19 protein-coding genes are annotated in these 22,261 nt (G+C 60.4%); 12 read left to right on the top strand and 7 right to left on the bottom strand.

Features of this window, described 5'->3' with window-relative positions; all coding sequences use genetic code 11:
• Positions 1 to 108: 108 nt before the first annotated feature.
• The 6 genes from DXA43_RS09525 to DXA43_RS09500 form a co-directional block, all read right to left on the bottom strand.
• Positions 109 to 918 (bottom strand): gamma-glutamyl-gamma-aminobutyrate hydrolase family protein, encoded by an 810-nt coding sequence (locus DXA43_RS09525; protein WP_117806995.1) that lies wholly within the window; start codon positions 916 to 918, stop codon positions 109 to 111.
• Between the two features lie 104 nt (positions 919 to 1,022).
• Positions 1,023 to 1,787: an amino acid ABC transporter ATP-binding protein gene (locus tag DXA43_RS09520; RefSeq protein ID WP_117806994.1), complete on the bottom strand. Its 765-nt coding sequence runs from the start codon at positions 1,785 to 1,787 to the stop codon at positions 1,023 to 1,025.
• A gap of 36 nt (positions 1,788 to 1,823) precedes the next feature.
• The gene (locus tag DXA43_RS09515; RefSeq protein WP_117802880.1) at positions 1,824 to 2,657 is read right to left on the bottom strand and encodes an amino acid ABC transporter permease; all 834 of its coding nucleotides are present in this window, start codon (positions 2,655 to 2,657) and stop codon (positions 1,824 to 1,826) included.
• On the bottom strand, positions 2,654 to 3,313 hold the full coding sequence (locus DXA43_RS09510) for an amino acid ABC transporter permease (protein ID WP_022094657.1): 660 nt from the start codon (positions 3,311 to 3,313) through the stop codon (positions 2,654 to 2,656). The genes DXA43_RS09515 and DXA43_RS09510 overlap by 4 nt, the downstream gene beginning before the upstream one ends.
• Before the next feature lie 138 nt (positions 3,314 to 3,451).
• Positions 3,452 to 4,447 (bottom strand): glutamate ABC transporter substrate-binding protein, encoded by a 996-nt coding sequence (locus tag DXA43_RS09505; protein ID WP_117806993.1) that lies wholly within the window; start codon positions 4,445 to 4,447, stop codon positions 3,452 to 3,454.
• Positions 4,448 to 4,831: 384 nt separating this feature from the next.
• Positions 4,832 to 6,613, bottom strand: coding sequence for a 1-deoxy-D-xylulose-5-phosphate synthase (locus tag DXA43_RS09500; RefSeq protein WP_117806992.1), 1,782 nt, complete (start codon positions 6,611 to 6,613; stop codon positions 4,832 to 4,834).
• A gap of 228 nt (positions 6,614 to 6,841) precedes the next feature.
• Between DXA43_RS09500 and DXA43_RS09495 the strand changes: the two genes are divergently transcribed.
• From DXA43_RS09495 to DXA43_RS09450, 11 genes are all read left to right on the top strand, one after another.
• Complete coding sequence (locus DXA43_RS09495; protein WP_117806991.1) at positions 6,842 to 7,378, top strand: HD domain-containing protein; 537 nt, start codon at positions 6,842 to 6,844, stop codon at positions 7,376 to 7,378.
• A gap of 3 nt (positions 7,379 to 7,381) precedes the next feature.
• Positions 7,382 to 8,401 (top strand): putative ABC transporter permease, encoded by a 1,020-nt coding sequence (locus tag DXA43_RS09490; protein ID WP_233540067.1) that lies wholly within the window; start codon positions 7,382 to 7,384, stop codon positions 8,399 to 8,401.
• A gap of 198 nt (positions 8,402 to 8,599) precedes the next feature.
• Positions 8,600 to 9,877, top strand: a complete 1,278-nt coding sequence (locus DXA43_RS09485) for an ammonium transporter (protein ID WP_117806990.1) — start codon at positions 8,600 to 8,602, stop codon at positions 9,875 to 9,877.
• A gap of 191 nt (positions 9,878 to 10,068) precedes the next feature.
• On the top strand, positions 10,069 to 10,407 hold the full coding sequence (locus tag DXA43_RS09480; RefSeq protein ID WP_117806989.1) for a P-II family nitrogen regulator: 339 nt from the start codon (positions 10,069 to 10,071) through the stop codon (positions 10,405 to 10,407).
• 74 nt (positions 10,408 to 10,481) lie between these two features.
• A complete protein-coding gene (locus DXA43_RS09475) occupies positions 10,482 to 11,144 on the top strand; it encodes a TetR/AcrR family transcriptional regulator (RefSeq protein ID WP_158564984.1) in 663 nt (220 codons plus the stop codon).
• 130 nt (positions 11,145 to 11,274) lie between these two features.
• Positions 11,275 to 12,507, top strand: coding sequence for an MFS transporter (locus DXA43_RS09470; RefSeq protein WP_158564983.1), 1,233 nt, complete (start codon positions 11,275 to 11,277; stop codon positions 12,505 to 12,507).
• A 109-nt stretch (positions 12,508 to 12,616) separates the two neighbouring features.
• Positions 12,617 to 13,480 (top strand): HAD-IIB family hydrolase, encoded by an 864-nt coding sequence (locus DXA43_RS09465; protein ID WP_233503174.1) that lies wholly within the window; start codon positions 12,617 to 12,619, stop codon positions 13,478 to 13,480.
• A gap of 156 nt (positions 13,481 to 13,636) precedes the next feature.
• The gene (locus DXA43_RS10560; protein WP_255413571.1) at positions 13,637 to 13,762 is read left to right on the top strand and encodes a hypothetical protein; all 126 of its coding nucleotides are present in this window, start codon (positions 13,637 to 13,639) and stop codon (positions 13,760 to 13,762) included.
• A 255-nt stretch (positions 13,763 to 14,017) separates the two neighbouring features.
• Positions 14,018 to 14,728 (top strand): TetR/AcrR family transcriptional regulator, encoded by a 711-nt coding sequence (locus tag DXA43_RS09460; protein WP_117775907.1) that lies wholly within the window; start codon positions 14,018 to 14,020, stop codon positions 14,726 to 14,728.
• Positions 14,729 to 14,740: 12 nt separating this feature from the next.
• A complete protein-coding gene (locus tag DXA43_RS09455; RefSeq protein WP_117806986.1) occupies positions 14,741 to 19,537 on the top strand; it encodes a 2-hydroxyacyl-CoA dehydratase in 4,797 nt (1,598 codons plus the stop codon).
• Positions 19,538 to 20,117: 580 nt separating this feature from the next.
• On the top strand, positions 20,118 to 20,468 hold the full coding sequence (locus DXA43_RS09450) for a hypothetical protein (RefSeq protein ID WP_117798340.1): 351 nt from the start codon (positions 20,118 to 20,120) through the stop codon (positions 20,466 to 20,468).
• A 128-nt stretch (positions 20,469 to 20,596) separates the two neighbouring features.
• Here the strand turns inward: DXA43_RS09450 and DXA43_RS09445 are convergent, their stop codons facing one another.
• The gene (locus tag DXA43_RS09445) at positions 20,597 to 21,736 is read right to left on the bottom strand and encodes a DUF389 domain-containing protein (protein WP_117806984.1); all 1,140 of its coding nucleotides are present in this window, start codon (positions 21,734 to 21,736) and stop codon (positions 20,597 to 20,599) included.
• Positions 21,737 to 22,043: 307 nt separating this feature from the next.
• Between DXA43_RS09445 and DXA43_RS10520 the strand changes: the two genes are divergently transcribed.
• Positions 22,044 to 22,261 (top strand): hypothetical protein (locus tag DXA43_RS10520; protein WP_233540066.1); only part of this gene is annotated, 218 nt, incomplete at its 3' end.

Genomic DNA, 22,261 nt, shown 5'->3' with positions numbered 1-22,261 from the left:
TCGCCATCGAAATTTATCGATGGCCTATTTCAGACTGTAATGGGCGGGCACCGTGGCTGGTGTCCGCCCCCCTTGGCTTAGGAGGCTTTAACTTGTGTAGCTTGCGAACTAACGGGCCTGCTTAACCTTTGCCGCTGCCTCGACAAACGACTTCCACAGGTTAAAGTCGGTCTCGAGCGTCTTCCACGTGTACTCAGGGTGCCATTGCACGCCCAAGCAGAATGGTTGGCCTTCGACCTCGATGCACTCGGGAACGCCGTCGGTTGCCTTGGCGACCAAACGCGTGCTCTTACCCAGACGGTCGACGCAACAGTGATGTGCCGAGTTGGTCTGGATCAGCCTGCGCCCGCCAAGCGCGCGCTCCAGCAGCGAGCCCGGCACGACCTCGACGGGATGCACGGGGTCGTTGAGCACGTGGGTATGGCGCCACTGAGTGCGGCCCTCGCGAGCGCCCAGGCTCGGCACGTCCATGCACAGGGTGCCGCCAGTGGCGACATTGAGCAACTGCGTGCCGCGGCAGGTGGTAAAGAGCGGCTTTTTGGCGCGGAGTACCTCGCCGACCAGCTTAAACTCAAAGCTATCGCGGATCTCGCAGCAGAGGGTGGGGTCGTAGGGTCGATCATCGCCCCAACGTTTGGGATTGACATCGGGGCCGCCGGGAATGGCGATGCCGTCGGCGATATCGACGTAATGACGGATGACCTCAATGTCCTCGGTGATGGACATCTGCAGCGGCAGGCCGCCGGCGGCAAGGATGGCATCGACAAAGACACTTGCGATTTCCTCGTTGGGGGAGAGCGTCTCGCTCAAAAAGGGCTTCGCTTCTTCCCAGCGCGGTGCTACCAGGATAAGCGGGCGGTCGGCGGGGTCGACGTCGACGTGCGGGGTATAGGACGATGAGGTACGGGTTCCGATCATGGGCGTGGCTTTCGAATCCGGGTGGACATGGCGCAGGGGCGTGGCGGGACAGATGCGGCGCGGGACAGACGCTCCTGATGAATGTGCCCTGCGTGGCATTTGGGTTAGTGGCCCTTGATGGAGTTGAGGAACTCCTGGGCGCGTTGGGTCTTGGGGCGGTCAAAGAACTCGTCGGGTGTACCGGTTTCCACAATCTGGCCGTCGGCCATAAACACGACGCGGTCGGCCACGCGGCGGGCAAAGTTCATCTCGTGCGTAATCACGATCATCGTCATACCCTGCTGGGCCAGACGGACCATGACCTCGAGCACCTCGTTGATCATCTCGGGGTCGAGGGCACTTGTGGGCTCGTCAAAGAGCATGGCCTTGGGCTGCATGGCGAGTGAACGGGCGATGGCCACGCGCTGCTGCTGGCCGCCCGAGAGCTGTGCGGGCACCTTATCGGCCTGTTCGGCAACGCCCACGCGGCTCAACAGATCCATGGCGCGCTCACGAGCTTCCTCCTTGGACACGCCCAGCACGTCGACCGGCCCCAGCATGACGTTCTGCAGTACCGTCATATGTGCAAACAGGTTGAACTGTTGGAACACCATGCCCAGCTCGGCACGCATGCGGGCAAGGTCTTTGCCTTCCTGCGGCAAGGGCTCGCCCTCGATGAGGATCTCGCCAGAGTCGATGGTTTCCAGGCGATTGATGGTGCGGCACATGGTCGACTTGCCCGAGCCCGAGGGGCCAATCACAACGACGACCTCGCCGCGGTCGACCGAGAGATTGATGTCGTTGAGGACGTGCAGATCGCCGTAGTGCTTATCGACGTGCCTGAGCTCGATCAGCGGCTGATTGCCGGTGGAAGAGGTGCTCTGTGCCATGGTGCTCGGCTCCTTATGACTCGAAATGGTAAAGCGTTAGCGGATGATGGTCGCGCCGGTCTTGTGCGAGACGTAGACAGCGGCCTTGTTGATCGCGACGTTGATGAGGATGTAGATGACCGCGATCACCAGATAGACCGATACGAGCGCGTCGTAGTTGGTAATGAGCACGCGGGCATTTTGCATGAGGTCGGGGTAACTCACCACGTAGGCGACGGTGGTGTCTTTGACTACGACCACGAGCTGCGAAATCAACGACGGAATGATAAATCGGATAGCCTGCGGCAACACGATTTTAAAGGTGATTTTAGCCTTGGAGAGACCGAGTGCCTGGGCGGCCTCGACCTGACCGCGCGGCACGGCGTTGACGCCGGCACGGAAGATCTCGGCCAGTACGCCGGCCGCAGCGAGCGCGACGGGAAGCGTGAGCATCCAAAACGACGGCAGTGCGATCTTGTACTGGGGCAGCACCAAAAAGAAGAAGTAGATGAACAGCAGGCTCGGCACGCCACGGAAGAAATCGGTGAGCACGCGGCAGACCAGCTGCAACGGCTTGATGCCGCTCGTGCGGCCGAGCATAAGGGCTAAGCCCAGTACCAGCGCAATGACGCCGGCGGTGAGTGCGACTTTAACGGTGCCCTCAAAACCGGCAAGCAGGAACTTCCAGGTGGTGAGGTGCGTAAAGAAGTACCAGTAATGGACCGAAAGCTGGCCGGTCACGTAAAAGCGCTGCAGCACCAGAGCGATGAGCGCGGCCACGGCAACAAGTGAGATGGCGGTGCCGACGCGAATCTTGGCACGCATCTTGGGGCCGGGAGCCTCGTAGAGCGCATCGCGCATGGTAAGTGCAGGGGAGGAATGTTTGCTCATCGGAGGATCCTCACCTTCTTATCGATATAGTTGCCAATGTGGCTCACCACAAAGGCCGTGCCCAGGTAGCCGAGTGCCGAGATAAAGAACGCGGCGACGCCGCCGAGCGAGCGCGTGTTGATGTAGCTCACCACGCCGGTGAGCTCCTGCGGCTTAAGCGGTACCTGACTGCCGAGCGCGGTGGTGAGCATGACGGCGATAAAGAGGTTGGTCATGGGCAGCACGCTCGAGCGCAGCGCCTGCGGAATCACGATCTTGGCGAGGATACGGCTGAAGCTCATGCCCAGCGAGCGGGCGGCTTCCACTTGGCCGACACCGACGGTGTTGATGCCGCTCATAAAGTTCTCGGAGCCAAAGGCAGAACCCAAGAGCACTGTGGCGACGATGACGCAGGTGCGGTAGGGCAGGACGACCTTGAGCGGCGGCAGCGCATAGACGACGATGATGAGTAGCGCGATGCCGGGGATGTTACGGAAGACCTGGACATACAGGTCGCCAAAGACGCGCAGCGGCTTGAGCGGCGACACGCGCATCACGGTGACAGCGACGGCCAGCACCATGGCGATGGCAAACGACTCAAGCGTCATGCCCCAGGTTGCTAGCAGGGCGTCGATATAGTTCTGGCCATAGAGCGACCAGAGCTCGGAGAGACTCATGCGGACCTCCCGCCGATAAGGAAAGGGGCTCCCGTGTGTACGGAAGCCCTGACAACTCAGTGAGGAAACAGTTTACCGCAATAAAGCGCATCATGCGTTTCCATATGGTTTCGTAGCGGCCGTTACTAGGCGTATTACCTAGGCGCCGACCTCGGGCAGCTCGGGAACGTTGGTGTCGCCCGTGCGGTCGCCGATGCAGATCTGCCACAGCTCGGTCCAGGTGCCGTCGTCCTCGATCTTCTTGAGGAAGTCGTTGACAAAGGCGACACCGTCGGAATCGAGCGGCAGGCCGATGCCATAGGGCTCCTTGCTGCCGAAGGGCTTGCCGGCGATCTTGTACTTGCCGGGCTCGCGGACCAGGGCGCTCTGCTGCATGTTGTTATCGATGACGTAGGCGTCAACGCGGCCCTGCTGGAGTGCCTGGCGGGCCTCCTCGTCGGTCTTGAACTCCTGCTGGCTGGCCTTGGGAGCGAACTCCTCCAGGATGGCGGGGCCGTTGGAGCCGGACTGGACGGCGACGTTCTTGTCGGCCAGGTCGTCGACGCTCTTGATGTCGTCGTTGTCGGCGAGCACTAGGATAGCCTGCTGGGTGTAGTAGTAGGGACCGGCGAAGGAGACGAGCTTCTTGCGCTCGTCAGTGATGGTGTAGGTGGCAAAGACGGCGTCGACCTGGCCGTTCTGCAGGACGGACTCGCGCGTGTCCGAGGTCACCTGGGTGATCTCGACCTTGTTCTCGCCCAGGATGTAGTTGGACAGAAGCTGCGCGACGCCGGCATCGAAGCCACGGGTCTGACCGTCTTTCTCGTTGAGGAGGGAGAAGAGCGTGGAGGTCTGAACGCCACCGATCTTAAAAACGCCGGCGTCCTTGACGGCCGTGGCCCAGGTGCTGGCGGCGATGGCGTCGTTATCGGCCTTGGGGCCGTTGTCGACGAGCTTGTCGAACGCCTTGGCGTCGAGCGTGGTGGAAGCCTCGGTATCATTGGGGCTCTTGGAGGAGCCGGCGGCGGAACCCTTGTCGGCCTCGGCGCTAGTGTCGGAGCAGCCGGCAAGACCAAGGCCGGCGACGGTTGCGAAGGTGGCGGCGACAAAGCCGCGGCGGTCGAGAACGACCTGCTGGGAGAGGTTTTTGCTCATGGTAGAACACCTTTCTCAATAAAATCCCTAGCGGTTGAGTAGAGTTATACCCTATCGCGCTCAAATGGGTCAACACGAAATAACTCAGAAACATACTTACCTTATGGGTTATTCTACCTACCAAAAAAAGGACAGGTTCACAGGCACCTTCGTGGTGGTTTTGACCGATGCAACGGCATGCCTTACTGTTTTGTCTCAATCTGTAACATCTGCAGCCATTTTTGCCGAGTAACTGTTACAGATTGAGATTATCTCCTTAGGGGAATTCGAATGTCTCGATCTGTAACAGTTAGACGGGAATTCGGGCCATAGATGTTACAGATTGAGATAATCGCGCCGCGAAAATTAAAACCTCCGCAGGGGTGCTTCCCTTGCGGAGGTTTTTTACTCGTTGAGTAGCCTTACGGCTTCGGCGGCCATGTTCTCGACCGTCATGCCGTTCTGAGCGAGCAACTCTTTGGGGTCGTAGCGGTCGGGGAAGCCCTTGGCGATGCCGAAGGTGCGCGTGCGCACGGGCGTGCAGGCCAAGTAGCACGCGACACGCTCGCCCCAGCCACCGTCCAAGATGCCGTCCTCGAGAGTGACGACAATGCGATGCTCGGCGGCAAGGCTGTCGAGGAACTCACGGTCGAGCTCAGTTGCATAGCGCGGGTTGACGAGCGTGGCCTCGATGCCGTACTCGGCAGCCAAGCGGTTTGCCACGCGCTCGCCCAGCTCAAAGAAATCGCCAAGCGCGAGCACGGCAACGTCGCGGCCCTGGCGCACGACGTTGTAGCGCGCGACGCCGTAATCGTCGCCCTCGGCAGGCGCCAGATCGGGGCGGCTTACCAGGCCAATGCCCGGCACACGGATCGCTACGGGATGCTCGCGGTGGTCGAGCGACCAGCTCAGCATGGACAGATATTCCTCCATGCAGGCCGGCGCCAAGTAGTGCATGTTGGGAAGACCGCCCAGCATGGAAATATCAAAGAACGAGAGGTGCGTCTCGGATGTGGTGCCAAAGATCGACGCGCCAAATACAAGGATGGTCGCCGGGGCGTCGTTGAGGCACAGGTCGTGCCACAGCTCGTCATAGGCACGCTGCAAGAACGTACCGTACACGCCAAAGACCGGCTTGGCACCCGAGCGGGCGAGCGCGGTGGCAAAGGTCACGGCGTGCTCCTCGGCAATGCCCACATCGACGAACTGTTTGCCGGCGGCGGCGCGAAGTTCGGGCGTAAAGCCCATGATGTAAGGCGTGGCGGCCGTGATGCCCACGACCTGCGGATCGCGCTCGATGGCGGCGCTGAGCGCCTCGCCCGTAATGTCGGCATAGGTGCGCGGCGCAGGCTCGCTCGGATGGCCCGGGCAGAGCTTGCGCCCAGTCGCCATGTCAAACGGACCCACATGATGCCAGCGCTCGGGGTCGCTCTGGGCTGGCTCAAAGCCCTTGCCCTTTGCGGTGGAGACATGCAGCACGATGGGATGATCGATATCGCGCAGTTCCTGTAGCGCGTCGACCAGGGCCAACACGTCGTTGCCGGCGTCCAGATAGCGGTAGTCGAGCCCCAGCGCGTGAAAAACGTTGCGCTCACAGGTGCCGTTGCTGGCGCGTAGCTCGGCCAGATTGCGATACAGGCCACCGTGGTTTTCGGCGATGGACTGGTCGTTATCGTTGACGACGATGATCAAGTTGCTGTCGAGCTCGGCGGCATTGTTGAAGCCCTCAAACGCTAGACCGCCCGAAAGCGAGCCGTCGCCAATGATGGTGATTACGTTGTACGTATCGCCCGCCAGGTCACGAGCGTGCGCCAGGCCGCAGCCCAGGCTCACCGATGTGGAGGTGTGGCCCATGGCGAACAAGTCGTGCTCGGACTCGTCGGGATTGGCAAAGCCAGAAGCCTCACCATAACGCTCCGGATCAATATAAGTGTACGCGCGCCCAGTCAGCGCCTTGTGGGCGTAGGTCTGGTGCGAAACGTCAAAGACAATCTTGTCGATGGGGGAGTTAAACACTCGATGAAGCGCAACCGTAAGCTCAACGACGCCCAGGTTGGGGGCAACGTGCCCGCCGACAGCAGCGGAGCTTTCGAGGATTGCCTGGCGAATCTCGCCGCAGAGCAGCGGAAGCTCGGCGCGGTCGAGAGCCTTGACGTCCTCGGGCGTTGTCGTTTGCGTAAGCAGCATCGTTGTGGGTTACTCCATGCGAATCGAGCGCCGGCGCTCCCTCGGCCGGCACAATTGCACAAAACAGTCTCGCACATTTTGGCGTTTGATATGTGACGGCGACGCGGTAATTCGCCAACTGGTGGGGCAAAACGTTTTGTCCGATGCCATACTGATAAGTTCCATGATGATTTTATTCATTGCGTGCAGGCTGTGGCTTGCCGCCGAGCGCCGCCGGAAGGAGGCCGCATGTCCGATACCGTTCGTGCCGAGAAAATCGCGTGCGAAGTAGACCATGCTGCCCGTCAGCTGGCCCAGGCGGGCCGTCTGGACCTGACGCGCGAGTTTATCCAGCATGGCGATGTGACGGTGTATGCGCATGTGACCTCGGTGGCGCGGGCAAGTCTGTCATTTGCCGAGCGCTTGGGCCGTGCTGGCATTTCGGTCGACCGCGCCTCGCTGCTGCGCGGGGCCCTGCTGCACGATTACTTTCTCTATGACTGGCACGATCCCGACCCAAGCCATCGACTGCATGGCTTTCGTCACCCGTTTTTTGCCCTGGCGCGTGCGGAGGAAGATTTTGAGCTGACGCCGCGCGAGCGGAATATTATCGTACGGCATATGTTTCCGCTGGTACCGGTGCCGCCGACGTGTCGTGAGGCATGGATTGTGTGCCTAGCGGATAAATGGTGCGCACTGCGCGAGACGGTCGCCGGCCGTCTGCGGCGCAAGGACGAGGCGGACGATGACGTGAGCAGCGAATCGAACGAAAAGAGGAGAGGGTAGACGGTGGGAACCGCGATCGACATGGCATTTGACGGCGCGACGCTTGCCGCCTGTCCACTCTCGGCACTGGTGCTCTCGTTTGCCTTTTACGGGTTTTGCGGCTGGGCGTGGGAGTCGACGGTTTGCGCCATGCTCAATCACGGACGATTTGCCAACAGTGGCTTTTTGCTGGGGCCGTGTTGCCCTATCTATGGTGTGGGCGGCATAGCCTGCTGGCTTTTGCTGCGCGGGATTCCGGATGCCTCGAGCCAGTTTGTTGCCGCGGCGCTCGTATGCAGCTTGATTGAGTACAGCGTAGGCGTGTTGTTGGAAAAAACAACAGGCGCGCGCTTTTGGGATTACTCACACCTGCCGTTTAACCTGCACGGACGCATCTGCCTGTACTGGGCCTGTGCGTTTGGCTTGGGCGCGCTGTGCATTTGCCGTTTAGTGGAGCCGGCATTGCTGGGGCTGCTTGGCCATCTGCCGGTGCTGATTGTGCGGCTGTCCGCCTTTATCGTCGCGGTCGCGATGATGGTCGATGCGGTGTGCTCGTTGGCCAGCTGGCGCCGCCTGTCCGATGAGCTGGAGCGTGTGCGTGCCGACCTTGCCGACCGCATCAATGAGTCGCTTGCCGATGCCTCCGACTCTATGCTCGAACGTATTCCCGATTCGGCGATCGACTCGGTGGCGCAGACGCATATCCGCGGTCGCGCCGTTAACGCCTGGCTGGCCGAGCTGGGTGACGCCGCGCTCGATGCCCTGCGCGAGAAGGCTTCGATGCCGACGTTTATCTCGGATGGTGCTCGCGGCCTGGCGCTCGCTGCCCGCCGCGTGGCCGATGCCGCGCCGAGCATGCCGCGTCCGTCGCTCAGTCGTCGCCTTGCCGGCAAGCGCATGAGCCGTCCGGTGCCGAGCGTGTCACTCAGCCGCCGCGACCTGCGCTTCTTCAACGCCTTCCCGCGTCTGCGCATCAATCGCTACGAGGGCGTCATCCGAGCTACCGACCTCCGCGACCGAGCCCGCGAGCTGTTCCGGCGCTAGCCAGAGCGGGGCCAAGCGCGCCCTTCTCGTTCGCACGTTTCCCGTTCGTTTCGCGCCCGTTGCCGCGCCGTTTCCAAGATTGCGGCACCGTTTCCATTCGACAACGCGGCGTTTAACAACGCCGTATCTGGTCTACACCAGTTGCCCCTCGGCCGCATTATGGGCGCCGACAACGTCCATGCGACCAAGGGGGAGCGAATGTACGATACGGGATCGACAACGTTTATGCTCATCTGCACCATGCTCGTGTTTTTAATGACACCGGGTCTGGCGTTTTTCTATGGCGGCCTGTCCAGGCGCAAAAATGTCATCAACACCATGCTTATGTGCTTTGGCGCCATTGGCTTGGTTGGTGTGCTGTGGATTGTTGCCGGCTGGTCGCTGGCCTACGGCGGCGACGGTTCCAGCCCGTTTATTGGAGGCCTTGACCAGCTGCTGTGCCTGCCGGTGCTCAACCAGGTGCTGCAGGCGGCCGAGGGCAATGCTGCGGATGGTGCCGTCTACCCTCAGATCATCAACATCGCCTTCCAGATGGCGTTTGCCATGATCACCGCCGCTATCGTTACGGGTAGTCTGGCCGGTCGCGTTAAGTTTGGCGCCATGACGGCCTTTCTGGGCATTTGGCTGCTCGTGGTCTATGCACCGCTCGCCCACATGGTTTGGGGCGGCGATGGCTCCTTTATCGGCGACATTATCGGCGCGCTCGACTTTGCCGGTGGCGACGTGGTGCACATCTCGTCCGGTCTTACGGGCCTGATTCTCTGCTTAATGCTCGGCCGTCGTCGCGGCTTTGGCATGGTGAGCTATCGTCCGCATAACGTACCGTTTGTGGCGCTGGGCGCCGGCCTGCTTTGGTTTGGCTGGTTTGGCTTTAACGGCGGCAGCGAGTTTAAGGCCGACACCGTGGCGGCACTCGCCATCCTCAACACCGTGACGGCTAGCGCGGCAGGCATGGTTTCGTGGCTTGCCGTCGAGCGCGTGCACACTGGTCGTCCCACACTGGTGGGTGCCAGCACCGGTCTGGTCGCGGGCCTCGTGGTGGTCACGCCGGGCGCGGGCTTTGTCGAGCCGTGGGCGGCGCTGGTCATGGGCCTGATCGTGTCGCCCGTCTGCTACCTGGCCATCAGCCATCTTAAGACCAAGTTTGGCTACGACGATGCGCTCGACGCGTTTGGCTGCCATGGTATCGGCGGCATCTTGGGCGGCGTGCTCACGGGCCTGTTCTGCGTACCGGAGCTTTCGTGGACCGGTAAGGGCGGCCTGTTCTACACGGGCGACGCGTCGCTGCTCATCTCGCAGGTCCTGGGTATTGTGGTGACGGTCGTCATCGTGATGGTGCTCGACTTGGCAATCGCCGCGGTGGTCAAGGCACTGTTCCACGGTAGCCTGCGTGTGGACGAGGCCGACGAGGCGCTGGGCTTGGATGCGAGTCAGCACGGCGAGAGCGCATATCCTTCGTTCTCCGGACTCGATTAGCAGCTTCCCCAGGCTCCGCACCTTGCCGTTCAATCGTCGCGCGGCTTCCCCAGGCACCGCACCTTGGGTTTCAAACCGTCGCTTGCGTACAAAAGTACGCGGCGCTCCTCTTTCAGCCCAATCTGCGGCACCTGGGAAACCCGCCTCATTGAATGGCAACTCATTTCTTTTATTGAAGAGAGGAATTTACTATGAAGATAATTACGGCGATCGTTCGTGCTGAGAAGCTCGAGGTTCTTAAAGACGCGCTGTTTGCTGCTGATGTTCGCGGTATGACTATCAACCAGGTGCAGGGCTGCGGCGCGCAGCATGGCTGGAAGGAATACGTGCGCGGCAACGAGCTGCTTGTCAACACGATCCCCAAGGTACAGTTCACCCTCATCTGCGCCGACGAGCACGTCGACGGTATCGTTGACATCATCTGCAACGCCGCTCGCACCGGTGCCGTCGGCGACGGCAAGATTTGGGTCGAGCCGGTCGAAGAAGTCATCCGCATCCGTACCGGCGAACACGGCCCGGCCGCGGTGTAGGATCGACCGCCTGCCATCCGCAACGTTAAAATGCTGCAATGAGGCACAAGACTTGCGTTGTGGATGGGCGGATTATGGGTCGCAATAAATATCCCGAGGAGACGGTCGCGAAGATTCTCGACGCGGCACTGGAGCTATTCTGTGCACAGGGTTATGAGGGGACGAGCATTCAAGATATCGTTGACCGTCTCGATGGCATGACCAAGGGCGCTGTCTATCATCACTTTAAGAGCAAAGAAGAGATTTTCAACGCCGCATTTGATCGGGCAATGGCTCCGATTGTTGAGCACCGCCGCTCGATGCTTGGCGTCGGTAATATGACCGGAGCCCAAAAGCTCAAGCGACTGTACGCGCCCGAGTCTGTCGTTCCACAAATTGAGCTATGGGCACGCATGCATCCTGCGGCAGATCCGGTAAAAAGCTCGCGTCTACTGGCGATGCAGTACCAGGGCTCGTTCGACGAGTCGGCCGATGGCTATCTCTTGCCGGTGATCGAGGAGGGCATCGCCGACGGCTCTATTGCGTGCGAATGCCCGCGCGAAGCAGCAGAGGCCGTATCGTTGCTGGCGAATCTCTGGCTGCTGCCATTGTTCCGTCCGCTCGAGACCAAGGATCGAATGCTCGCTCGCGCTCAATGTTTGGCGCAGATGGCTGCCGCGGTGGGACTCGATTTGGGGGAAGAAGTGCTTCAGACAACGGCGCAGATTTGGGACGTATGGGACCGCGCCGGGTGGTAATATAGATACTGACGGTATGTAATTGATTTGTAAGGGTAGCCACGGCTGCCCTTTTCAAGTCATTAAATACATACTAGTGGTATGTATAGGGGGTGGGCTTATGGCTTGAATGCGGAGGAATAGCGTCTCATTGACACAAAAAACAGTGCGGTCAATCAGGCTCGCGGAACTTCTGGTTGCGCAGCTGTGCACGTATTCGATGCTGTCGGCGCTGTGCTTTGCGTATCCGCTTTACTTGTTCGATTGCAGCGGCTCGTCAACGTTATATGGCGCCGTCGTGGCGACGGCGTTCATACCCGGCGTACTCGCAACTCCGGCTGGCGGAATCTTGGCGGATCGGGGAAGACATCGCGAGGTCCTCGTGGCCCTCGGCATTGCTCTGATGACTGCATCGCTGCTGTCTATCCCCATGAAGCGCTCATTGCCTCTTGCGGTCGTCGTAGTAGCGATACTTTGTGTTCAATATGGTGTTCAATCGCTGCTAAAGCCAATGCTCCAAATTGAGACGGTGCGCATGGCGGGTGAAAAGAAGGTTGAGCGGGCCACTGCATTGGTTTCGCAGGTGACCATGGTGAGCAATATCTTGGGTCCTGTGGTCGGGACGGCAGTCTATGGGTGCTTTGGCATCGATGCTCTTTGCACAACCGCGTCGGTGGCGTTTGCGATGTCAGCTCTCTTGTTTGGGGTCGCACTCAAGCAAAATGCCTCATCTGAAACGATGGGAGACGGCGCGACTCGTACGACATACCGAAACGATTTTTGGGAGTCGATTCGGTACCTGTTGCAAAATGCATCATTGGTCGCTGTGATTTTGCTTGCGGCTGTTTTGAACTTTGCGTTGGTTGGGCTAACGATTGGCGCTCCCATTATTGTTACAAAGCATCTCGGCATGCAATCGTCCTGTGTTGGGATAGTTGAGGTTGCTATGGGCTTGGGTGGTCTTGCCGGCAGTGGCTTGGTCGGCATTTGGCCGCATCGTTTTTCTTTCAATGGCATATGTCGATATGTTGCGATGATCTGTTTTGGAATCGCACCGATCATTGTCACCCTACTGTTCGGCGCAGATACATACATGTTCACCGTGTTTGCAGTTGGTTCGGCATGGGTCATGGTGTGGGCAAGCATTGCGTCGGTTGAAATCATCGCGTTTGTTCAGCGGACAGCGCCGACTGAGCTCTGCGGAAAAGTGCTTTCGGTCGTTTACATGGTCCTTTCCTGCGCAACGCCTATCGGCCAATTGACGTACGGGGTTGCATATGATCGATGGACACCGGCGATTGTATTCGCAGCCATGTTGGCGGTGCTGACGTTGATGACGGCTCTGTTTTATCGGCTGAAAAATCGATTGCGGCGATTGTCTTAACGCGCTGGGGCACCGTGAATTTGTGAAGGCGGTGGTACGCCGCGCCGGGACGGCATTGTTTGGACATGCCTCTCCTTCGTCTACAATATCGGGCAGACGAAGGAGAGGCATGTCCATGATCAAGATGTTCGCGAGTGACTTAGACGGAACGTTGCTGAACGCCCTGCACGAGGCGGATGGGACCATCCGCCGCGCCATTCGCGAGCTGACTGAGGCTGGCCTGCACGTGGTTCCCGCGACTGGACGATCGACGTTGCCGATCGGCGAGCATGGCTTTACGGGCCTGGCGCTTGACGCCTGCTGCTCCAATGGATCCATCGTGCGCGACAGCCATGGCGAGGTGCTCAAGACTTGGACCATCGATCCGCAGGTCACTGAGGAACTGCTCAAGGCGTTCCCGGACATTTGCTTTGATTGTTCCACGCCCGATGGCATGTACTCGAGCGGTTCGTTCGAGATGCATCAGGCGGGCTTTAAAAAGGACAGCCCCATCAAGCGTATTGTGATGCGCGGCATGCGTGCGCGCGGTGGGTATCACGAGGAGCAGTATTTCGACCAGTCGATCGGTGACATCCTGCGCCACGATGTATGCAAGATCAATTGTCGCGTGACCTCGCCCGAGCTGGAGCGTGACCTTAAGGCCTATCTTGCCGAACGCTCGGACCATGTGGTCAACGCGCCGTTCGATCCGGTGATGTTCGAGATCACGGACGTGGCGTGCAACAAGGGCGAGAGTGTGGCCTGGCTGGCGGGCTACTACGGTATTGCCGAGGACGAGGTCGCGGTCTACGGCGACGGCGGCAACGACATCGCCATGCTCAAGCGTTTCCGCCACAGCTATGCGACCAAAAACGCTAGCGATGCAGCTAAGGCTGCTGCGAGCGCAACTATCGGCAGCTGCATGGTCCACGCCGTCCCCAAACACATGCTCGCCACCATGCATAAGCAGAGCTCCCGCACCATCATTGAATAATGTGACAAAGGGACTGTCCCTTTGTCACAGTGGGGACTAGCTTCTTTAAACACGAACATATATTCGCATATTTAACTGCGCTTTGATAGAATTGTTGCTGTTGGCGGCAGTTCCATGTGCCGGGCAGCGCCCTCCATCTGATGGGAGGTGATGCCCATGACCGATTTGATTGATTTCGTGAGGCTCCTGACCGCATTGGTCTCGCTTCTTACGACGCTTATCGGACTTTCCGAGGCACTCAAGCAACGCTCGAAGCAACGAAAGAGGGGTCGCCGCCGCTAAGGCGTTGACCCCTTAATCCACGCAACGGCGCTGGCCAGCTTTGCAGAACTTGGGCTGCCGTCGACACCATTCTACCCACGAATGACATTTTGGACAATCGGCAATGTCGCTTCTAAAAGCTGAGCGCAACCTAATGTGACAAAAAGACAGTCCCTTTGCCACAATCTAAATATTGCCTTTACGTGTTGATACACACGGTGTGCAATAATACTCGCACTGTGCAATAGCGCACAGGCTGAGTAACAAGGAGGACGCTTGTCCCAGCTCGAGAAATGCGATCGCAGGTCCCTTCGCTCGCAGCGCGCCCTTCGCCAGGCACTTGCCAGCGAGCTTGCCGAAAGCGGCGATCTTTCGCGCATTAATGTCGCGTCGCTCACCGAGCGTGCCGGCCTTACGCGCCGCACGTTCTATTCGCACTACCGCGATATTCCCGACTTTATCAATCAGATCGAGGAAAGTCTGCTGGCTGAGATCCGCGAGCACGTTGAGCTCATTACCGCAGCTCATCTGCCCGATCTGTATCGCAGCATCGATGAGCTCGAGCCAGCACCTGGTTCGGTTGAGCTGCTGCGCTATCTTGCGGCCAACCGCGATCTGATCGGATCGCTGCTGGGCCCGGGCGGCGATCAAGCCTTCATTAAAAAGATTATCGACACCGCGCGTGAGGCCGTGGTGCCGCGTGCGCAGACGGGTATTTTGGGCCTGGCGCTGGGTACGTTCTTTGACTACTACGTCACCTTCGTCGTGAGTGCCGAGGTCGGTCTGCTCCAACGCTGGTATGAGCGCGGGCTCACCGAATCGCCCGAGGCCATGGCGCGCATTATGACGGTTATCGCCTTTGTGCGTCCCGGCGACTTGTATGGCCAACCCATCGATATCAACGTGCCGGAATACGGCATGAAGCTATTGAACTTGCAGCTCGAAGACGCGGTCGACACCGCCGTGTCCGTTGAGTCCCATAACTAAGAGGAGAGACAGATGAGCAAACTCGTCGAGGGCATTAAGGACCGTATGGTCGCTGCCGCGCGTGAGGCCGCGCCCGCCGTGGCGGATGCCGCGCAGAAGGCGGCGACCGCTGCTGCCGAGAAAGTTGCCGGGGCAGTCGCCGAGGCCAAGAATGCAGCGGGGGAGGCAATCGTCGCCGGCGTACCGACTGGCGTAACCACAGCCACCGCTGTCGAGCCCGTAGCCGCCGCTCAGGCCCCCGAAGGCGCGATCTTCAACCCCGAGAACGCCCGCGGCAACCTGCACCTGGGCATCGACGTGGGCTCCACCACCGTCAAGCTCGCCGTGCTCAACGACGACAACCAAATTGTCTACGCCAAGTACCAGCGCCATCACACCGATGTCCGCGCCTGCGCCCGCGACCTGTTCGAAGGCGCCGCGACCGTGTTGCCGACGGCTCAAATGACCTGCGCCATCACCGGCTCGGGCGGTCTGCTGCTCTCGCAGTGGCTCGACCTGGAGTTTGTCCAGGAGGTCATCGCCAGCAAACGCGCCGTCGAGACCCTCATCCCTGCCACCGACGTCGCCATCGAGCTGGGCGGCGAGGACGCCAAGATCATCTACTTCGATAACGGCATCGAGCAGCGCATGAACGGCACCTGCGCCGGCGGCACGGGCGCCTTCATCGATCAGATGGCCACCCTGCTGCACACCGATGCCAGCGGCCTCAACGAGCTCGCGGCCAACGCCACCACCATCTATCCCATCGCCAGTCGCTGCGGCGTATTTGCCAAGACCGACGTGCAGCCGCTGCTCAACGAGGGCGCCCGTCCCGAGGACGTGGCCGCCTCCATCTTCCAGGCCGTCGTGACCCAGACCATCTCGGGCCTGGCGTGCGGTCGTCCCATCCGCGGCAACGTCGCCTTCCTGGGCGGCCCGCTGCAGTACCTCTCCGAGCTGCGCCACCGCTTCTACCTCACGCTCAACCTGGACGAGGAACACCGTATCGTGCCCCAAAACGCTCACCTGTTTGTGGCGAGCGGCGCCGCCATGGCGCACGAGTCCAACAAGCTCAGCACGTTCCCGCAGCTCATCGAGGCCATCGATGCCCTGGGTGACACGCAGGGTGCCGAGGTCGAGCGTCTGGATCCGCTCTTTGCCACCGACGAGGACTTTGCCGAGTTCAAGGGTCGCCACGACCAGGAAGTCGTCCCCAAGGGCAAGCTCGACGGCTACACCGGCCGCGTGTTCATCGGTATCGACGCCGGCTCCACCACCATGAAGGCCGCGCTCGTGGGCGAGGACGGCCAGCTGTTGCACACCTGGTACGGCAACAACAACGGCGACATCCTGGGCACGGCCAAGGTCATCATGGCCGATTTCTACAACCACATCCCCGCCGGCTGTACCATCGGCCACGTGACCACCACGGGCTACGGCGAGGCGCTGCTCATCGAGGCCCTCAAGGCCGACTCCGGCGAGATCGAGACCGTTGCGCACCTGCGTGGCGCCAAGGCATTCCTGCCCGGCGTCGAGTTCATTCTGGACATTGGCGGCCAGGACATGAAGTGCCTGCGCGTCAAGGACGGCGTCATCGAGCACATCATGCTCAACGAGGCCTGCTCGTCGGGCTGCGGCAGCTTTATCGAGAGTTTCGCCGTGTCTATGAACATGGACGTGCGCGCGTTTGCCGATGCCGCCATCCATGCCAAGGCCCCCGTCGACCTGGGCAGCCGCTGCACGGTCTTTATGAACTCGCGCGTTAAGCAGGCGCAAAAGGAAGGCGCCACGGTGGGCGACATCGCGGCCGGCCTGTCCTATTCTGTCATCAAGAATGCCCTGTTCAAGGTCATTAAGCTGCGCGACCCCAAGGAGATCGGCAGTCAGGTGATCGTCCAGGGTGGCACCTTTATGTCCGATGCCACGCTGCGCGCGTTTGAGCAGCTCACCGGCGTGCATGCCGTGCGCCCCGACATCGCCGGCTGCATGGGCGCCTACGGTGCGGCCCTGCTCGCCCGCGATCGCGCCGGCGCCGACGGCACCTCGACCATCCTTTCGGCTGAGGATATCGCGCACCTCACCGTGACGCAAAAGCATGTCCGCTGCGGCCGTTGCTCCAACAACTGCCAGCTCACCGTCAACGACTTTGGCGGCGGCAGGCGCTTCATTACCGGCAACCGCTGCGAGAAGGGTGCCGGCCACAAAAAGCAAAAGACCGAGGCCCCCAACCTCTTCAAAAAGAAAAACGAGCTGCTCTTTAACCGCGAGGTGCTGAGCCCCGACGAGGCCCCGCGCGGCACCGTCGGCATTCCGCGCGCGCTCAACATGTACGAGAACTACCCCTTCTGGCATGCGTTCTTTACGCGCCTGGGCTTTAGCGTGCAGCTGTCCGACCAGTCGAGCAAGAAGACCTACCAGGCGGGTATCGAGTCCATGCCGTCCGAGAGCGTGTGCTATCCGGCCAAGATGAGCCACGGCCATGTGATGAACCTTATCGACCGCGATGTCGACTTTATCTGGATGCCGTGCGTGCGCTGGGAGCGCAAGGAGGATCCGACCGCCGGCAACTGTTACAACTGCCCCATCGTCATGAGCTACCCCACGGCGTTGGCGCTCAACATCGACGAGATCCGCGAGCAGAACATCGAGTTCCTGTACCCGTTTGTGCCCTATCATGACAAGACCGAGCTCAAGCGCCGTCTGTACCAGGTGCTCGCCGTCGACCGTGTGGCCGATGCGCAAGCCGGTCGCGGTCGCGTGCGTGGGCCCAAGATCACGCGCTCCGAGGTCGATGCCGCTGTCAACGCCGCCTTTGAGGCCGATGCGCGTTTCCACGAGGACATCCAGACCATGGGCGAGGAGGCTCTTAAGTGGGTCGAGGACCACGGCGGTCACGGCATCGTGCTCGCCGGTCGTCCCTACCATAACGACCCCGAGATCAACCACGCCCTGCCCGAGCTTATCTCGAGCTTTGGCTTTGCGGTCTTTACCGAGGATTCGCTTGCGCATCTGGTGAAGCCCGAGCGTCCGATTCGCGTCGTCGACCAGTGGATGTACCACAGTCGCCTGTACGCCGTCGCCCGCTTTGTGACCATGCGCAACGACCTGGACCTGATCCAGCTCAATTCCTTCGGCTGCGGTCTCGATGCCCTGACCACCGATCAGGTGCAGGAGATCCTGGAGGCCAGTGGCAAGATCTACACCGTGCTCAAGATCGACGAGGTGTCCAACCTGGGCGCCGCGCGCATTCGCATCCGCTCGCTCATGGCGGCACTCAAGGACCAGGAGGCCGAGCGCTTGGCCGAGGCCACGGCTGCGGGCAAGGTCTTTGAGCAGGGCGACGCTGCGCCGGTGGCGCCCTCCACGGATGCCCCCGCGTTCGCGAGCCGCAAGTACACGTTCGAGGCACAGCGTGAGAGCGCCTCGACCGCATGGCCCAAGGTGCCCTTTACCGAGCAGATGCGCGACGAGGGCTATACCATCCTGTGCCCGCAGATGGCGCCGATCCACTTTGACCTGGTCAAAGAGGTGTTCCGCGGTGCCGGCTACAACTTGGAGCTGCTGCCCTCGACCGACCACGATGCCGTCGAGGCTGGCCTGCGCTATGTGAACAATGACATTTGCTACCCGTCGATTCTGGTGACGGGCCAGATTATGGAGGCCATCGAGAGCGGTCGGTACGACCTGTCCAAGACCGCCGTGGTCATCAGCCAGACCGGCGGCGGCTGCCGTGCCACCAACTACATCGCGCTCATCCGCAAGGCCCTGCGCGAGAGCGGCCACCCCGAGATCCCCGTGATCTCGCTTTCGGCCGTGGCGCTGGGCGAGGACAACCCCGGCTTTAAGCTGACGCCGGCGCTGCTTAAGCAGGCAGTCTACGCGGTGCTCTTTGGCGACGTGATGATGCAGATGCTCTACCGCTGCCGCCCGTACGAGGCCACGCCTGGTGCCGCCAACACGCTCTATGAAGAGTACATGGCGCGTGCCCGCAAGCTGGCGCCCAAGTTTAACCGCCACAACTACACCAAGCTGTGCCGCGAGGCCATCCGCGCGTTCGACACCATGCCGCTCGTGGGCGAGGGCACCAAGCCGCGCGTGGGCGTGGTCGGTGAGATCTTGGTCAAGTTCCATCCCACGGCTAACAACCACGTGGTCGATGTCATTGAGCGCGAGGGCTGCGAGGCCGTGGTGCCGGGCCTGCTCGACTTCTTCCTCTACTCCATGAGCAACGCCGAGCTACAGAAGGACGAGCTGGGAAGCTCTGCCACTACGCGCGCGGGCATGCAAGCGCTCATCAAGCTCGTGGACTGGATGCGCACGCCGGTGGAAGAGATGCTCGAGAAGTCCCGCCGCTTTGAGGCGCCCGAGCGCATCGGCACCATGGCCGACAAGGCCCGCACGGTGCTTTCGGTGTGCAACAACATGGGCGAAGGCTGGCTGCTCACGGCCGAGATGCTCGACCTCATCGACCACGGCGCGCCCAACATCATCTGCACGCAGCCCTTCGCGTGCCTGCCCAACCACGTGGTGGGCAAGGCCGTGATCAAGGAGCTGCGCCGTCAGCACCCCGAGAGCAACATTGTCGCGGTGGACTACGACCCCGGTGCATCCGAGGTCAACCAGCTCAACCGTATTAAGCTCATGATCAGTGTGGCCAAGGAGAACATGCGCGCCGGCAAGGGCTTTAAGCTCGAGAAGGTGGCGCCGCTCGCGATGGACGAGGTCACCGGCCAGATGCGCGCCCACGACGGCTGCGTGAGCTGCGGGCCGGCCAGCGAGGAGGCCGTGGCGTCGGTCGCCGAGCGCCTGGGACGCGGCATTAAGAAATAACTGGCCTGCTTTGGGCTAGATATGAGACAAACGGGTGGTAGCCATACCGGCTGCCACCCGTTTTTACTGGACATCTGTTGCGTAAACGCCCCAACTATCACCCTTTGCGAACTTAGATTTCGGAAGTATGCGGCAAAATCTGAATAGGCCGAGCACATCGGATATGTCCAAGCTCTGTACCTGCGGTTTTATTGGTGAAAAACCAGGATGTGCTCAAGAGTTCCGGAATTTGCCGCATACTTCCGAAAACAACGTCTCGGTGGCACCAAAAATTGCCTCCAGAACCCTGAGATAATGAACATATGTAGCCGTTCGCCGCAAATTATCGTCCGTTCATGGAACCTATCTCCAACGAGTTGTAACCATATGGTTTGATGTTGGAAACATATGATTGCCGGCAGGCCATAGGCGACGTTCCCCCTGATATCGGAGGTTCCAGGTATGTTTCACGCTCCGTTAAGCAACTATCGGCTGGGCTAGCATGGGCCGCCGCACTATCTCAATAACCCTTGCAGTGGTCTGCCTGGCTGTGCTCCTGGGCGCTACAGGGCTGTTTGCTATAAGCCGAGAAACGTCCTATATGCAGGAATGCGCTTCCGAAGGGTTTGCCATTGATGGTTTCTATCGGGATGACAAAACGAGTCGGGTAACCCTGGCTTTTCTTGAGGAGGACAACTGTCGATGGCAGCTGGTCGACCAAGACGGAATCTGCACAGACGGGCAGTTTAAGCGTACGGATGACCCCAACATCCTGATATTAAAGAAGGAAAACGGTGAAGAATTCGGTACGGTCCACGTGGCGTACTTGTCACGCCGACGCGATCAGGGCTTGCTCTACCTATTTAGAGATACCAGGGTGACCCGTTTTTATCTGGTGAGTACCGGTCCGGCGTTTACGGTGGGGTCTGGCGATGTCGATGCGGACAGTTGATTCACGGCAATAAAACAGCGAGCGGGGCACGGACATGAATCGCGCCCCGCTTTTTTGCTCGCGGCCTGCGTCGCGTCTGCGCCTCGTTCCGACTCGCGCCTGTGCGCGCATCCATCTCACATCCCGCATCACTTCACGTCAAACTCAACGCGATCGAGTTCGGGCACGTTGAGGTCAATGAGCTTGCGGGCGACGTGACGGTCGTGCGCCCCAAGCGTCTCGCTTGTCGTCACGTGGGCGACAACCTCGCGCTCGACCATGCCTTCCTCGTTCCCTTCGGCAGCCGAGGTCTCGACGGCGACGGTGTAATCCTTAAAGCCTGGCAGCACCGCGGCAAGCTCGCGTGTGGTCTCGGTGACACCGTAGCCGTCCTGCACGCCGGCCTGTGCCGAGCCAATGGAACCCGCCGTCATGATGATGCAGGGGATGGCAAAGATCACCGTGCCCACAATAATGCGGCGGCGCACCTTGCGTGACAGCTCGTCGACCTCGGCATCTTCTTCGGCGGTCACAATGCCGTCGCCGTTGAGGTCGCGCTTGAGCGGCACGCGCAATAGAAGTAGTACGGCTTCGGCCGCGAGCGCGATAAAGACCACGTTGATGCCAAACTCGTAGAGCGCCGAGAGGAACAGCGAACCGCTCGCGATGGCGATGCCATAGCCCGCCGCGCACAGGGGCGGCATGAGCGCGGTTGCCACGGCCACGCCCGCGATAAGCGTGGCGGGTTCCTGGTCGCGTGAGTTGCCTAGGCCGCCTGCAAAGCCGCCGGCGAGCGCGACAGCGAGGTCCCACACGGTGGGCGTCGAGTTGTCGATGATGGCGGCCGTGGTGGTGCCAAGGGGCGAGAGCTTAAAGTACAACGTGGATGTGACCAGGCAAAAGGCCATTTGCAGCGCAAGGCCGGCGACGGCTTCGACGGTAATCTCGCGGTCGAGCGTGGCGATGCCGTATGCCGTGGCAAGGACCGAGCCCATGAGCGGGCAGATGAGCATGGCACCTACAATGGCGATATCCGAGTCGATATCGAGGCCGATGCTCGCGATCAACATGGCAATGATGAGGATGCATAAGTGCGAGCCAGTCAGGCGCGCCCCGTTTACAAAGCGCTTGCGAATCACGTGATAGGGCGCGCGTCCCTCGCGAATGTTGAATGCGCGCTTGAGGAAGCGGGTGACGTTTTCCATGGCTTCGCTATGAGCAGGGCGGATGCCGTGACGCCGATGATGACGCTCACGCAGTCGTTCGATCTGTTGCTTGTCGAGTTCCATGTCCACCTCGTTCCAGCGCGGGCCGCGCAACGCGCCCGTTGTCCTAACTCTACACCGTGGCGGACGAGGTGTCTGTTGGATGCGGAATCCGATAGGGCGGATGACGCGGGAGCAAATGCAAATCACAGGTTCAATTTGATCCCGCAATAATATGATGCACCAGCTCCTACATATGTGACGAAATTGTGAAGCACGAGAGTGCGAGTTTCAAAAAATCCGCTGGTGACCAATGTTGCGCAACAGAATTCAAAAATCGGCACCTACAGTTTGAAGCGTATGGATACATCCGTGTCAAAGGGAGAAAGCCATGGCAAACTACAGTCCACAACACTTTGGGCCTCGGGCCAAGACTGTCAACGTCAAGGGCGTTGCTAACCGCGCCGTCGCAACCGTTTTGACGGCGGGCCTCATTGCTCAGCCGCTTATGTCGCCGCTGGCGGCAATCGCCGCACCGTCAACCGATAACGGCGATTCTGTTCAGGGGGGTGTTCCTATAGTTTTGTCAACTGGGAAATGCTCTCCGTG

Source organism: Collinsella sp. OF02-10 (assembly GCF_003463445.1).
GTDB lineage: Bacteria > Actinomycetota > Coriobacteriia > Coriobacteriales > Coriobacteriaceae > Collinsella.
Note: the sequence above shows the minus strand (reverse complement) of the source record. Positions and strands in the feature narration are given on the sequence as shown.